The sequence below is a fragment of the Aeromonas veronii genome (assembly GCA_041319085.1).
In the GTDB taxonomy this organism is placed as follows: Bacteria; Pseudomonadota; Gammaproteobacteria; order Enterobacterales; family Aeromonadaceae; genus Aeromonas; species Aeromonas veronii_F.
Genome location: CP101033.1, coordinates 3,819,168 through 3,832,465, shown reverse-complemented (window position 1 = coordinate 3,832,465; position 13,298 = coordinate 3,819,168). Strand labels below are relative to the sequence as shown.

Here is a 13,298-nt window from a genome sequence, read left to right as displayed (position 1 = left end):
CCGGGGTTACTCGAGGCGCGGGATGGGGGGATTGGTTTCGGGCAGGATACTGAGCAACTGGTAGCGCTTCACCAGCTGCTTGTATTCATCCCCCTGTCTGACCTTGTCCAGCGCCTGTTGCAGGCGGGCAACCTGTTGTTTGTCTGCCCTCAGGTTGAAGGCGAAGCAGTTGTCCTGCTCTTCAAGAATCGCGACGGTGACAAAATCCTCGCTGGGGAAACCCAGCTCCTTGGCCTGATGGCGCAACATCACCTCGTTGCCTGCCACCAGATCGGTGCGCGCCATGATGAGCTGGCGCACCACCTGCTCCATGCGCTCTACCGACATCATATTGCCAGGGCTGATCCCGCGGTTGAGTAGCAACTGCTCCCCGACATCCGCCTGCATCACACCAATCTGCAGCTTGGTGAGATCCGCTTTGTTGGCCACTTTGGGGGCATCCTGCTTGCGGCCGACCAGCGCGACCCTGGAGTGGCTGATGGGGCAGACCCAGAGGAAGTGGGGATCCCGCTCCTTGGTATGTGCCGTGGTAAAGAGCACGGCCTCTTGCTGCTGGGTCAGTAGATACCAGCCGCGGGCCCAGGGCAGAAAGTGGATGGGTTGCTCCGGCTCTCCCATTTCGCGCCACATCAGGCGCAGCAACTCGACCGCCAACCCCACAGGCTGACCATTTTTATCCTGGCCATTGAGCGGCATGTTCTGTTCCGAATAGTAGATAAGTGCCGGAGCCGGGAGCGCGATAAACAGGGCGAGAGAAGCGAGAGCAGGGAGCAGACGACGCATGATGCACTCCTTGTGCGGGTAGTTACCTAACAGTCTATGTGGCCTTTTCCATAACGTCATGATCCGGTAGCGGGATAAAAAACAGGCCACCTTGCGGTGGCCTGTCGGTTTATTTGAGCAGGGCTTCCATCTCCGCCTCTGCTTTGGCGCGAGCCTTGGCTTCCGCCGCTTTGGCGGCATCGGCAATGCTCTCTCCGGCCGTATGGGATGCGGCACTGACGGCCTGCCGGGCCGGTTCGACAACGGCCTTGGTTGCCTCTTGTGTCACGGTAGCGGCGGCACTGCTGACGGCCTGTTTGGCCGGAGCGGCAACAGCCTTGTTGGCCTCTTGCGTCGCGGTTGCTGTAGCGCTGCTAATGGCCTGTTTGGCAGGAGCGGTAACAGCCTTGGTGGCCTCTTGCGTCACGGTCGCAGCTGCGCTGCTGACGGCCTGTTGGGCCGGAGCGGCAACAGCCTTGGTGGCTTCTTGCGTCACGGTCGCAGCGGCGCTGCTGATGGCCTGTTTGGCCGTAGCAGCAACGGCCTTGGTGGCCTCTTGCGTCGCGGTTGCAGTGGCGCTGCTGACGGCTTGTTTGGCTGGAGCCACAACGGCCTTGGTAGCTTCTTGCGTCGCGGTCGCAGCGGCGCTGCTGACGGTCTGTTGGGCCGGAGCGGCAACGGCCTTGGTGGCCTCTTGCGCCACTGTGGCAGCAGTGCTGCTGACTGCTTGTTTGGCAGGAACAGCAATGGCCTTGGTAGCTTCCTGCGTCACGGTGGCGGCAGTGTTGCTGACGGCCTGTTTGGCTGGCGCAGTGACTGCGGTGGTTGCACTGCGGGTCAGATCGGTCGCGCTTTGGCTCACCGCTTGGGTGGCCTGTCCTGTGGCGTTGGCGGCTGCGCCGCTGATAGCCTGACTGGCGCTGTTGGTCAGCGAGCCGGTGACGCCGCGGGTCACTGTGCCCAGCGCGCTGCCAAGGGAGAAGGGGGAGGCGCCACTCTGACTGGTCGCCGCGCCGGTCAGGGCATTGGCCGCCGGGGTGAGCTGGCTGGTGGAGGTCTGCCAGCCCTGCATGGCAGTTGGCCAGGTCGGTGCCGTGCCCGCCAGATTTTCGCCGAAGGTCAGGGTGGTGCCATCCCCTTTTTGCAGCAATACCGACATCTGGTTGGTTTGCGAGTTCCACACCATCCCCGCCTGCTTGGCGATATCGGGTACCGGTGCATAACGGGATACCAGGTAAAACAGCGGACCCTCTTGCTGCAATTCATTGGCGGTCTTGAGCAACTGCATGGTGCTGTCATAGTTGGGGCCAAGGATGGCGGTCATCCGATCCTTGATTAACGGTTGTTCGAACAGATTGACCTCGTTCGGATCAAAGCCGACCAGCGGTTTTAGCAGGGCCCACATCAGCTGGCTGGTGGGGCCCATCATCAGCAGGGGAGCAACGCAGGCGGACAACATCAGGCTCAGGCAGGCCGCCTTGAGCAACGGCATGATACGCATTGGGATAATATCCAAATAAGCATTTGATAAATAAGGTTCTATTTTGTCAGGAAGTGACAAATTCACCGGCAGTTTGCGTATGGCAGCGAGAGACTGCCCGCAGGCGCTGGCAGGCTACCATATTGGTTCCACAATGCCAGCAGGCCGTATGATTGTCAGTCAAGTAAACCCCGGGGCCGGTCGATTCTTCGAGAGTGCCCCGCATCGGAACAGGATCCCTCTCATGAATAATTTACTGCTCTGCCTGCTGATTTGGCGGTCTCCTGCGGTGGTGCTATCCGCCCCACCCGGGGGAGCGAAAGATCAGAAGACGATTTCCGTGGGTCAGTGAGGCTTTTCTTGATCCAGCTAAAGACATGGCCGTGATCCATATCGCATAATGCGGCTCCTTTCTTCTCTTGGCTGGAACCTAAGAAATGGCTCGTCGCTCTTCCAATGCACAACGTCGTCGCAGTAGCTGGTGGTACAAACGCTTGTTGGCAAGGGAGCGGGAAGAGCGCGAAGCGCGTTCCGTCCGGGATTGATACTGCATTGAATAAAACGGAGCCTCGGCTCCGTTTTTGTTGTGCGCCATCTTGATGGCGATCTCTGGTCTGCCGCTTCCGCCGAGCCTTGCCTGTTGAGCCACTGCGGGAGGGAGCCAACGAGCCTTCGATCATGCATGATGGTTGTTTCGAGAAGGAGCCTCATATGCGGATTACTATCCGTCATGCCGAACACGCCGATGCCCCCGCCTTGCGGGATCTCTACGCCATGCCCAATGCCCAGGCGGGCACTCTGCAACTGCCTTATCCGACCTTGGGGTTGTGGCAACAGCGGCTGGAGAGCGACAGCGTGGTGGGGGTGGCTGAAGTCGACGACCTGCTGGTTTGCCAGCTCGCAGGCCTTTGCCAAGGCGTTTCGCAAGCAGTTTGCCATGACGCCGGGGGGCTGCGTCGTCAGCCGTCACTATTGCAACTGAGCAAGAATGGACACGCCCCCACCCGCGAGGCTGGCTATGCTGAAAGCCGTTCCCATGAAAGGAGGCAAGCGATGAAGACCGAACAGATGGCGCCGCGCACTCTGGCCTATATCCGGGTGACCGGCCCTTACGGCACTGGCTACGAGCCGGTATGTGACCAGCTCTTCCAGTGGTCGGCCGAGCAGGGGCTGGCCGAAGGGGAGTGGATCTTTATCTATCACGACAACCCCGAGATCACCGCCCCCCAGCAGTGCCGCACCGATATCTGCGTCACCGTTCCGGCTAGCACCAGGGGCAGTGGCAATGTGGAGATCCAGCCGCTGGCGGGTGGCCGTTATGGCCAGTCACGTTTCACCGTGACCGACCCGGCCCAATATCCCGCGCTCTGGCAACAGCATATCGGTGAGGTGGTGGCGGCCGGTTTCGAATTTGATGATCGACCCTGTTTCGAGCTCTATCACAGCGTCGATCCGGTGACCAAAATCGCGGATGTGAGCTTCTGCTCCAGCCTCAAGGGGTAGAACGCAGAAGGGAAAGCTGAGCAGAACATCGCGCAGAAATGAGAGAGCCGGACAGTGTCCGGCTCTTGTGCATCTGGCGGTTGGGTGGCGTCTAGCGCTGGAATCCCTTCTGGGCGAACTTGGGACGGGCGTTCATGATCTGCTCCACCTGCTCGTCGCTCATCTTGCCACGCGACAGTCCCAGCACCTTGTAGGTGAGCAGCGGTCGGGCGGGCAGGGCGATCATCAGCGCGCGGATCTGGTTCTCATCATCCTTCTCCCGCACTGGCTTGCCGTAGGCGTAGGTGAGGACGCCGGCATCCATCAGGTTTTTGACGGCGGGCTCGGTGATCGGCAAGTTTATGACGCTTTTACGCTGCAGCACGAACTCGCGCAGCACCGCCTTCTCGTTGAAATCGAGGAAGCCGATCATCTGGGCCAGCTGGTCCTGCTGACGGCGCGCCTGCCACTCTTCGCACGCCCACTCCCAGGCGATCAGGAAGCCCTGACTGCAGAAGTAGGAGATGGCGATCAGCATGCCGACCCCCAGCCAGGCCGCATGATCCGCCGCCCATTGGCTCACGGCCCCCTTCATCAGCCCGGCCGGAAACAGCAAAATGATGCTGCAGCAGAGCAACAACCAGACCATCAGCCAATTGAGGCGGTTCAGTTGATAGAAATGTTGGATCCACCGTTTCATCGCTCATCCTTCCCAAACTGTTGTGGATAGTGAGCAACTCAGAGCAAGGGATATGCCAAGATGACAAAAACAACAAAGCCCCCGAAGTCGGGGGCTTTCTGAACACTGCGGACAGCCTGCCTTACAGCGCGGCGATCTCGGCCTGCTGGGCTTCCAGCTTGGTCAGCTGGAGACGGTAATCTTCCAGCTTCTCGCGCTCTTTGGCGATGACCGCTTCCGGCGCCTTGGCGACGAAGGCTTCGTTGCCAAGCTTGCCTTCGATACGGCCGCACTCGCCCACCAGACGGGCAACCTCTTTGGCCAGACGGGCCAGCTCGGCATCCTTGTCGATGAGACCAGCCATCGGGATCATCAGCTCGGTGGCACCGATCAGCTTCTTCACTGACAGCGGGGCGGTTTCACCGTCCGCCAGTACGCGGATGGATTCCAGACGGGCCAGCGACTTGAGGAAGGCCTCGTTGTCAGCGGCGCGCTGGGCATCCTTGGCATCGCACTGGAGCAGCACGTTGAGGGGCACGCTCGGCGCCACGTTCATCTCGGCGCGGATGTTGCGGATGCTGACGATGAACTCCTTCACCCACTCCTGATCCGCCATCGCGGCTTCGTCCACCTTGGCGGCGTCGAATTCCGGGAAGGCCTGAATCATGATGGTGTCGGCGTGTACGCCAGCCAGCGGCGCGACCGATTTCCAGATGGTCTCGGTGATGAACGGGATGATCGGGTGTGCCAGACGCAGCAGGCTTTCCAGCACGGTCACCAGGGTATGGCGGGCAGCGCGCTGCTCGGCCTCGGAACCCTTGCCCAGTACCGGCTTGGTCAGCTCCAGATACCAGTCACAGAACTGGTTCCAGATAAATTCGTACAGCACGCCAGCCGCGATGTCGAAGCGGTAGGTATCGAGCGCAGTGCGGAAGTCACGGATGGCCACTTGCAGCTGGGACTGGATCCAGCGATCCGCCAGACTGAACTGCATTTCGCCACCATTACCTTGCGAAGAGAAACCGCAATCCTGATCTTCGGTGTTCATCAGCACATAGCGGGAGGCGTTCCACAGCTTGTTGCAGAAGTTGTTGTAGCCGTCCAGGCGCTTCATGTCCCAGTTGATGTCACGACCGGTAGAGGCCAGCGCCGCCAGCGTGAAGCGCAGGGCGTCGGTACCGTGTGCCTCGATCCCTTCCGGGAACTGTTTGGCGGTACGCTTGCCGATCTTCTCGGCCATCTGCGGCTGCATCATGTTGCCGGTGCGCTTCTCCAGCAGGTCTTCCAAGGAGATGCCGTCGATCATATCGAGCGGATCCAGCACGTTGCCCTTGGACTTGGACATCTTCTGGCCCTCTTCGTCACGGATCAGACCGGTGATGTAGACGGTCTTGAACGGGACTTGCGGCTGGCCGTTTTCGTCCTTGATGAAGTGCATGGTCATCATGATCATCCGGGCAATCCAGAAGAAGATGATGTCGAAGCCGCTCATCAGCACGTCGGTCGGGTGGAAGGTCTTGAGTGCCTCGGTGTTGTTCGGCCAGCCCAGAGTGGAGAAGGTCCACAGGGCGGAGCTGAACCAGGTGTCGAGTACGTCTTCGTCCTGACGCAGGGTGGTCACGGACGGGATGCTGTGCTTGGCACGCACTTCCGCCTCGTCACGGCCCACGTAGACATTGCCGGCGTCGTCATACCATGCCGGGATGCGGTGACCCCACCACAGCTGACGGGAGACGCACCAGTCCTGAATGTCGCGCATCCAGGAGAAGTACATGTTTTCGTACTGTTTCGGCACGAACTGGATGCGGCCATCTTCCACCGCTTCGATGGCGGTCTTGGCCATCGGTGCCACGCGCACGTACCACTGGTCGGTCAGCATCGGCTCGATGGGCACGCCACCGCGATCGCCGTACGGCTGTTGCAGTACGTGATCCTTGATCTCGTCCAGCAGACCCAGTTCTTCGAGCTTGGCCAGAATCGCCTTGCGGGCGGCGAAGCGCTCCAGACCGGCGAACTCGGCCGGTAGGGCGGCGTCGTAGGCGGTGCTCGGGTTGCCGTTGGTGTCGACCACTTCGGCCTCGGCACGCACATGGGCGTCCAGAGTGAAGATATTGATCATCGGCAGGCTGTGGCGCTTGCCCACTTCGTTATCGTTGAAGTCGTGAGCCGGAGTGATCTTCACGCAACCGGTACCCTTCTCCATGTCGGCGTGTTCGTCGGCGACGATGGGGATCAGACGGTTCACCAGCGGCAGCAGGATGTGCTGGCCGATCAGCGCCTTGTAGCGCGGGTCTTCCGGGTTCACGGCCACGGCGGTATCGCCCAGCATGGTCTCCGGACGGGTGGTGGCGACGATCAGGTAATCCTTGCCTTCGGCGGTCTTGGCGCCGTTGGCCAGCGGATAGCGCAGGTGCCACATGTGGCCCTTGATCTCGCGGTTTTCCACTTCCAGATCGGAGATGGCGGTGTTGAGTTTCGGATCCCAGTTCACCAGACGCTTGCCGCGGTACATCAGGCCATCTTCGTAGAGACGAACGAACACTTCCTGCACGGCGGCGGAGAGACCCTCATCCATGGTGAAGCGCTCGCGCTCCCAATCCACGGAGTCGCCCAGACGGCGCATCTGGCGGGTGATGGTGCCACCGGACTCTTCCTTCCACTGCCAAATCTTGTCGATGAAGGCATCACGGCCGTAATCGTGGCGAGTTTTGCCCTCTTCTGCGGCGATCTTGCGCTCAACCACCATCTGGGTGGCGATACCGGCATGGTCGGTACCTGCCTGCCACAGGGTGTTTTTGCCCTGCATGCGGTTGTAGCGGATCAGGGTATCCATCAGGGTTTGCTGGAAGGCGTGACCCATGTGCAGGCTGCCGGTGACGTTCGGCGGCGGGATCATGATGCAGAAGGAGTCTTTGCTGGTGTCGCCGTGGGGCTTGAAGTAACCCTGGGCTTCCCAGTGCTGATAGAGCGCCTGTTCGATGGCGTTGTGATTAAAAGTCTTTTCCATGGTCTCGCCGTAATCTGGATGGATGGAGTCTGGTGTTGATTCTTTATGGATCAATTGGTTGCAGTCAGGGCTGCGTCGGATCCGGTGCGGCAAGGACGGGCTGATCCCTCATTTCGAGGGTATGGCCTGCCTGGCGATAGTGCTTGTAGCGCTCGCGGGCTTGCTGCTTTTGTGTTTCATCAGTGGGGACAAAATCTACCACTTGAGCGAAGTGTCCTGCAAACAAAGGTGTCGCAGTGGCCAGATTGATGAGGCGGGCGTAGCGCCGTTTCGGCGGCTGAAAGCCGATCTCCACCGGGGCCATGCCGCTTTCGCCTTGCAACTGGTGCGGCACGAAGCGCTCCGGCGGCAGCTGCCACAGCAGTTCGTCGAGGCGCAGGGCCTGAGCCTCATCGTTGCACAACAGGTAGATATGGCCCGCGCCCCAAGACTCGGCCGCCAGGGTACAGGCCAGTCGCTCGACCGCAGAGGCCTGCGCGTCATCCTGTTCGCTCATCAGGTAAAAGGTCACTTGGCTCATCAGGTTGATCCCGTTTTGCGGTGACGGATTGTTGACCGCCTCATGAGGCTGACGGGGCGTTCCCCGTTCGCAGCTCACTGATTCAAGAATGAAACAAGGAAGAGGCGGGCCTCTTCCTTGTGGTTCAGGGTAACGCCATCCCTTTTGATGCAAGCATCAGAAGGGATGAAAAAGTTACTCTTTCTCTTCGATATCCACGCCAGCCCGGTTCAGCAGGAACTGGGTCAGCAACGGCACCGGGCGACCGGTGGAGCCTTTGTCCTTGCCACTCTTCCAGGCGGTCCCGGCGATATCCAGGTGGGCCCAGTTGTACTTCTTGGTGAAGCGTGACAGGAAGGCGGCCGCGGTGATGGTCCCGGCCGGACGACCGCCGATGTTGGCCATGTCGGCGAACGGGCTGTCGATCTGCTCCTGATACTCGTCAAACAGCGGCAGACGCCAGGCGCGATCACCCGCCTGCTCGGAGGCGTTGAGCAGCTCGTGGGCCAGCGGGTTGTGGTTGGCCAGCAGCCCCGAGGTGTGGTGGCCCAGCGCGATGACGCAGGCACCGGTCAGGGTCGCCACATCGATCACGGTTTCCGGATCGAAGCGGTCCACATAGGTCAGCGCATCACACAGTACCAGACGACCTTCCGCATCGGTGTTGAGCACTTCGATGGTCTGGCCGGACATGGAGGTGAGGATGTCACCCGGGCGATAGGCGTTGCCACCCGGCATGTTCTCGCAGCCAGCCAGCACACCGATGACGTTGATCGGCAGCTGCAGCTGGGCCAGCGCATGCATGGTACCGAGCACGGAGGCGGCGCCACCCATGTCGTACTTCATCTCGTCCATGCCGTCAGCAGGCTTGATGGAGATGCCGCCGGAGTCAAAGGTCAGACCCTTGCCGACCAGCACGATGGGCTTGGCATCCGGATGACCCTTGTATTCGATAATGGCCATCATGGCTTCGTTATCGGAACCACGAGCAACTGCCAGATAGGAGTTCATGCCGAGTTCGGCCATCTCCTGCTCGCCCACCACCTTGGTGGTGATGTTGTCGAAGGCATCGGCCAGACGACGGGCCTGGGAAGCCAGATAGGCCGGGTTGCAGACGTTGGGCGGCATGTTCGCCACGTCGCGGCAGACCCGCACACCCTTGGCCACGGCCAGACCGTGCGCGATGGCTTTTTCACCAATGGTCAGTTCCCGACGCGTCGGCACGTTGAACACCAGCTTGCGCAGTGGGCGACGAGGCTCGGCCTTGTTGGTCTTGAACTGATCGAAGCTGTAGAGGCCCGCCTTGGTGGTTTCTACCGCCTGGCGCACCTTCCAATAGGTATCCCGACCCTTGACGTGCAGCTCGGTGAGGAAGCAGACCGCTTCCATGGAGCCGGTTTCGTTCAGGGTGGTGATGGTCTTGTTGATGATCTGCTTGTACTGGCGTTCGTCGAGTTCCCGCTCCTTGCCGCAGCCGACCAGCAGTACGCGCTCGCTGAGCACGCCCGGTACTTGATGCAGCAGCAGCATCTGGCCTGGTTTCCCTTCCAGGTCGCCACGGCGCAGCAGCGAACTGATATAGCCATCGCTGATCTTGTCCAGTTGTTCGGCAACCGGAGAGAGGCGACGAGGCTCAAATACGCCAACTACGACGCAGGCGCTCCGTTGCTTCTCTGGACTGCCACTCTTTACACTGAACTCCATGGAATCTCCTACATCCTAAAGACAAAAGGCACCTTTTGTTGAATAATGCGGTGCTTGTTGGGGTATCAGAGGCGGAGCGAACAGCCACAGACTCCGCAGTTTAAACTGGTAAAAATCCAATATACGGCCCTATTTTTCAGGCATTCGACTAAAAACACAAGTTTACTTGGGAATGACTGTGATCGTTTTCCGATATTTGTTCAGGGAAACCCTGAAAACCCAGCTGGCAGTGTTATTCGTATTGCTGCTTATCTTTGTCAGCCAACAATTTATCAAGATCATCGGTGATGCCGCCGATGGCGAGGTGCCGACACGTCTGGTCTCCACCCTGCTGCTGCTCAACTTGCCCAATATGGCGTTGTTGATGCTGCCTATCAGTCTCTTTTTAGCCATTTTGTTTGCCCATGGTCGCCTCTACGCCGAAAGCGAGATGACAGTGATGCATGCGGTCGGCTTCAGCCACCGTTTCGTGATGCGCAGCGCCATGTTGCTGGCTTTGCTGACGGCTGTGGTCGCGGCGTTCAACACCGGCTGGATCGCCCCACAGGCCAAGGAGCGCGAGTATCAGGTGATCGACGAGTTCAAGGCCGATCCGGGGATCTCCTTCCTGCAGGCGGGCCGCTTTATGGATCTCGATAAGGGGCGTCTGGTTGCCTATATCCAGGATTTGAACGACAACGGCTCAAAACTGCAAAAGATCTTCGTGCTGCAGCGGGCGGAGGGGAGCACCCCTCCCTCGGTGGTAGTGGCGACCGAAGGGGTGGTGACGGTCGATGAGAACGGCCTGCAGTGGCTGACTCTGATGGATGGCTCCCGCTACGAGGGGAACTTCTCCGGCAAACAGTTCCAGATCTCCGATTTTCGCGAATATGGTCTGGTGATCCGCCAGCAGGAGATGGAGCGTTCCAATCGCAAGGCGGCGGCCAAGCCGACCATGGAGCTGTTCGGTACCCAGGACAACGCCATGATGGCGGAATTGCAGTGGCGTATCTCGCTACCCCTATCCATTCCGGTGCTCACCCTGCTGGTGGTACCGCTGGCGCGGGTCAACCCCCGTCAGGGGCGCTACGCCAAGCTGTTGCCTGCCATCATGCTCTATCTCTCCTACTTCCTGCTGCTCAGCGCTGCCCGTTCGTCTATCGACAGCGGTCGGCTGCCCTACTGGCCGGGGATGTTCCTGGTGCCACTCGGTTACCTGCTGTTTATCGGCCTGCCCCTCAATCTGCAGGGCACCAGCTGGTGGAACGGGGTGAAGGGCCGTTATTTCAACAGAAAATCAGCGTGATGCTGCAACATAGGAACTTCTGCTGATGTTTGGCATTCTCGATAGATATGACAATCGGGTCATTTTGATGTCGACCCGGTGTATCGCGCCTCAGGAGCAAATCAGCATGAAGCTGCAACAGAGGAACATCTGCTGATGTTTGGCATTATCGATAGGTATATCGGTCGGATCATTTTCATGTCGATCCTGCTGTGTGAAATCACGCTGGTTGGCCTTGCCGGGCTCATCAAGTATGTGGAGCAGCTCAAGTCAGTCGGTGACGGCAACTATGACATGATCAACGCCCTCTACTATGTGCTGCTCTCCATGCCCAAGGAGGCGGTGCTGTTCTTCCCGCTGGCCGCGCTGCTGGGTGGCCTGATTGGTCTGGGTCAGCTGGCGACCAGCTCAGAGTTGGTGGTGATGCAGGCGGCGGGCCGCTCCAAGATCAGTATCGTGATGGCGGCGCTCAAGACGGCGATCCCGCTGATGATCATGGTGGGGCTGATGGGGGAGTATGTGGCCCCCATCGCCAAGCGGATGGCAGATGACATCAAGGCGGGCGCGCTGTCTGAAGGTCGTCTGACGGTTTCCGCCTACGGGGTGTGGGCTCGCGATGGCAACAACTTCGTCAATATCAACGGGGTGCGTAACGACGGCGCCCTCACCGGCATCACCCTCTATCGCTTCACCCCCGAGCGCAAGCTGATCGACGTGGTGCAGGCGCAGGAGGGGGTGTTTGAGCGCCACCACTGGCTGCTCAAGCAGACCCAGGTTACCCGCTTCGACGACCCGGCGCAGATCCGCAGCGAACAGCACGACAAGATGGAGTGGAGCTCAGAGTTGACGCCCAAGCAGCTGGGGGTGGTGAGTATCGACCCAGAGAACCTCTCGGTCTCCGGTCTGCTCGACTACATCGGCTATCTCGATGCCAACAAGCAGGATGCCGGCCGCTACAAGCTGGAGATGTGGCGCAAACTGCTGTCACCGCTCTCGGTGGTGGCGATGATCCTGCTGGCCTCCTCCTTCATCTTCGGCCCGCTGCGCTCGGTGAGCATGGGGGCGCGGATGCTGATGGGGATCATGACCGGTTTCGCCGTCTATGTGAGTGATCGGGTGTTTGGCCCCATCAGTCTGGTCTATGCGGTACCGCCGATCCTGGCGGCTGTCGCGCCCAGTCTGCTGTTTGGCGGCATCTCCTTCTACATCCTCAGTCGCAAGCAGTAATTTACACGTGGTAATGCAAAGAGGGCACCTGTTGGTGCCCTCTTTCGTTATTGCATTGATCCGGTATTACTTGTTCAGCAGTGCCAGATTTTCCTGTTTGCTCAGCACAATCACTTCGCACTCGGCCCAGATATCTTGGAACGCCCGGGGATGCTGGCGGTTGAACAGGCACATCAGGTTGCCCAGACCAAAGGCGGCGGTGGCGAGACGGATCAGCGCCTGGGTAATGCTGATATGGCTGCCATCTTGGTTCTGAATGCGCAGCCGCCAGGCGCGCATGCCGACGGTCTGGCCAGCGCGGGTCCAGAACCAGGTGTAGAAACCGCAGATCACAAAGGCGAGCCACAGGGTATAGATCAGGCTCAGGGGGTGGCTTGTCAGCAACCAGACGGCATCTTCGCCCGCCGGCGCGCTGGCCATGCCGGTGACCAGCAGCAGCTTGGCGACACCCATGCCGATAAAGCCAGCGATGATCAGCAGCGAGGTTACGACCAGTGCATCATAGATCAGGGCGCCGAGGCGACGCAGCAGCCCCGCTGACGGGTATGGCTGAGTGGCGGGAGAGGGGGATTTTTGTTGGACTTTTTTAGGCTTGGCCATCGTTTTTATTCCATTAAGATGATGGCGGCATTCTATGTAACTGGCCCCGCATCGGCAAGGCGTTGAATAAATGAGCAAACGGGCGTGTTCAATCGAAAAACACCTTGCATGGCCTCGCGCCATTCGTATAATCCCTCGCAGTTGCCCGGGTGGCGAAATCGGTAGACGCAGCGGATTCAAAATCCGCCGGTGAATAACCGTGTCGGTTCGAGTCCGACCCCGGGCACCATATTACAGTTTCATGCCGTATCACGGCAGACCTGAAACCCGCATAGCTTAAGGCTCTGCGGGTTTTTTGTTATTTCCTGTCGTATCACATAGCCTCATGACATACCCCCATTGCCGGGGGTACATCTGGGGGTATCAGTCCAGATGGGGGTAAAAAGTACCCCCTCAGGCCACCAGCCCGCGCCGTTACAGGCCCGCCGAGTGTCCAACCGTTGTCCCGCAAGGCTTTCAGCTAGGTGCCGAGAAGCCCCCACTGCCGCAACCTAGGCCCCCATCATTGGATATGGAGCCCCCGAGTGGCGGATCCCTGTTGCGCCGATTGGGATTCGATCGGGTTATGTCGTCCCACTGTCCCGGGGCGGTGGT

Annotated in this window: 10 protein-coding genes, 1 tRNA gene and 1 pseudogene; 5 read left to right on the top strand and 7 right to left on the bottom strand. The window is 59.7% G+C overall.

Annotated elements, in window-relative coordinates; all coding sequences use genetic code 11:
• Positions 1-6 precede the first annotated feature (6 nt).
• Entirely contained in the window at positions 7-783 is a 777-nt protein-coding gene (locus NMD14_18280; protein XEI32629.1) for a transporter substrate-binding domain-containing protein, read from the bottom strand.
• Positions 784-892: 109 nt separating this feature from the next.
• Positions 893-2,263 (bottom strand): hypothetical protein, encoded by a 1,371-nt coding sequence (locus tag NMD14_18275; GenBank protein ID XEI32628.1) that lies wholly within the window; start codon positions 2,261-2,263, stop codon positions 893-895.
• 690 nt (positions 2,264-2,953) lie between these two features.
• Here NMD14_18275 and NMD14_18270 point away from each other — a divergent pair.
• A pseudogene (locus NMD14_18270) lies at positions 2,954-3,133 on the top strand (GNAT family N-acetyltransferase).
• 177 nt (positions 3,134-3,310) lie between these two features.
• Positions 3,311-3,745, top strand: a complete 435-nt coding sequence (locus NMD14_18265; GenBank protein ID XEI34795.1) for a GyrI-like domain-containing protein — start codon at positions 3,311-3,313, stop codon at positions 3,743-3,745.
• A 91-nt stretch (positions 3,746-3,836) separates the two neighbouring features.
• Here the strand turns inward: NMD14_18265 and NMD14_18260 are convergent, their stop codons facing one another.
• From NMD14_18260 to pepA, 4 genes are all read right to left on the bottom strand, one after another.
• The gene (locus NMD14_18260) at positions 3,837-4,424 is read right to left on the bottom strand and encodes a superinfection exclusion B family protein (protein ID XEI32627.1); all 588 of its coding nucleotides are present in this window, start codon (positions 4,422-4,424) and stop codon (positions 3,837-3,839) included.
• A gap of 121 nt (positions 4,425-4,545) precedes the next feature.
• Positions 4,546-7,410 carry a valine--tRNA ligase gene (locus NMD14_18255; protein ID XEI32626.1) on the bottom strand — a complete coding sequence of 955 codons (2,865 nt, stop codon included), beginning with the start codon at positions 7,408-7,410 and terminating at the stop codon, positions 4,546-4,548.
• A gap of 64 nt (positions 7,411-7,474) precedes the next feature.
• Positions 7,475-7,930, bottom strand: a complete 456-nt coding sequence (locus NMD14_18250) for a DNA polymerase III subunit chi (GenBank protein ID XEI32625.1) — start codon at positions 7,928-7,930, stop codon at positions 7,475-7,477.
• Positions 7,931-8,104: 174 nt separating this feature from the next.
• Positions 8,105-9,613, bottom strand: a complete 1,509-nt coding sequence (gene pepA / locus NMD14_18245) for a leucyl aminopeptidase (GenBank protein ID XEI32624.1) — start codon at positions 9,611-9,613, stop codon at positions 8,105-8,107.
• 172 nt (positions 9,614-9,785) lie between these two features.
• Between pepA and lptF the strand changes: the two genes are divergently transcribed.
• Both lptF and lptG read left to right on the top strand, forming a co-directional pair.
• Positions 9,786-10,898, top strand: a complete 1,113-nt coding sequence (gene lptF, locus NMD14_18240; protein XEI32623.1) for an LPS export ABC transporter permease LptF — start codon at positions 9,786-9,788, stop codon at positions 10,896-10,898.
• Positions 10,899-11,033: 135 nt separating this feature from the next.
• Positions 11,034-12,104, top strand: coding sequence for an LPS export ABC transporter permease LptG (gene lptG, locus NMD14_18235; GenBank protein XEI32622.1), 1,071 nt, complete (start codon positions 11,034-11,036; stop codon positions 12,102-12,104).
• A gap of 66 nt (positions 12,105-12,170) precedes the next feature.
• Here lptG and NMD14_18230 read toward each other — a convergent pair whose 3' ends face one another.
• Positions 12,171-12,704 (bottom strand): RDD family protein, encoded by a 534-nt coding sequence (locus tag NMD14_18230; GenBank protein ID XEI32621.1) that lies wholly within the window; start codon positions 12,702-12,704, stop codon positions 12,171-12,173.
• A gap of 143 nt (positions 12,705-12,847) precedes the next feature.
• Between NMD14_18230 and NMD14_18225 the strand changes: the two genes are divergently transcribed.
• A tRNA-Leu gene (locus NMD14_18225) sits at positions 12,848-12,933 on the top strand.
• Positions 12,934-13,298 lie beyond the last annotated feature (365 nt).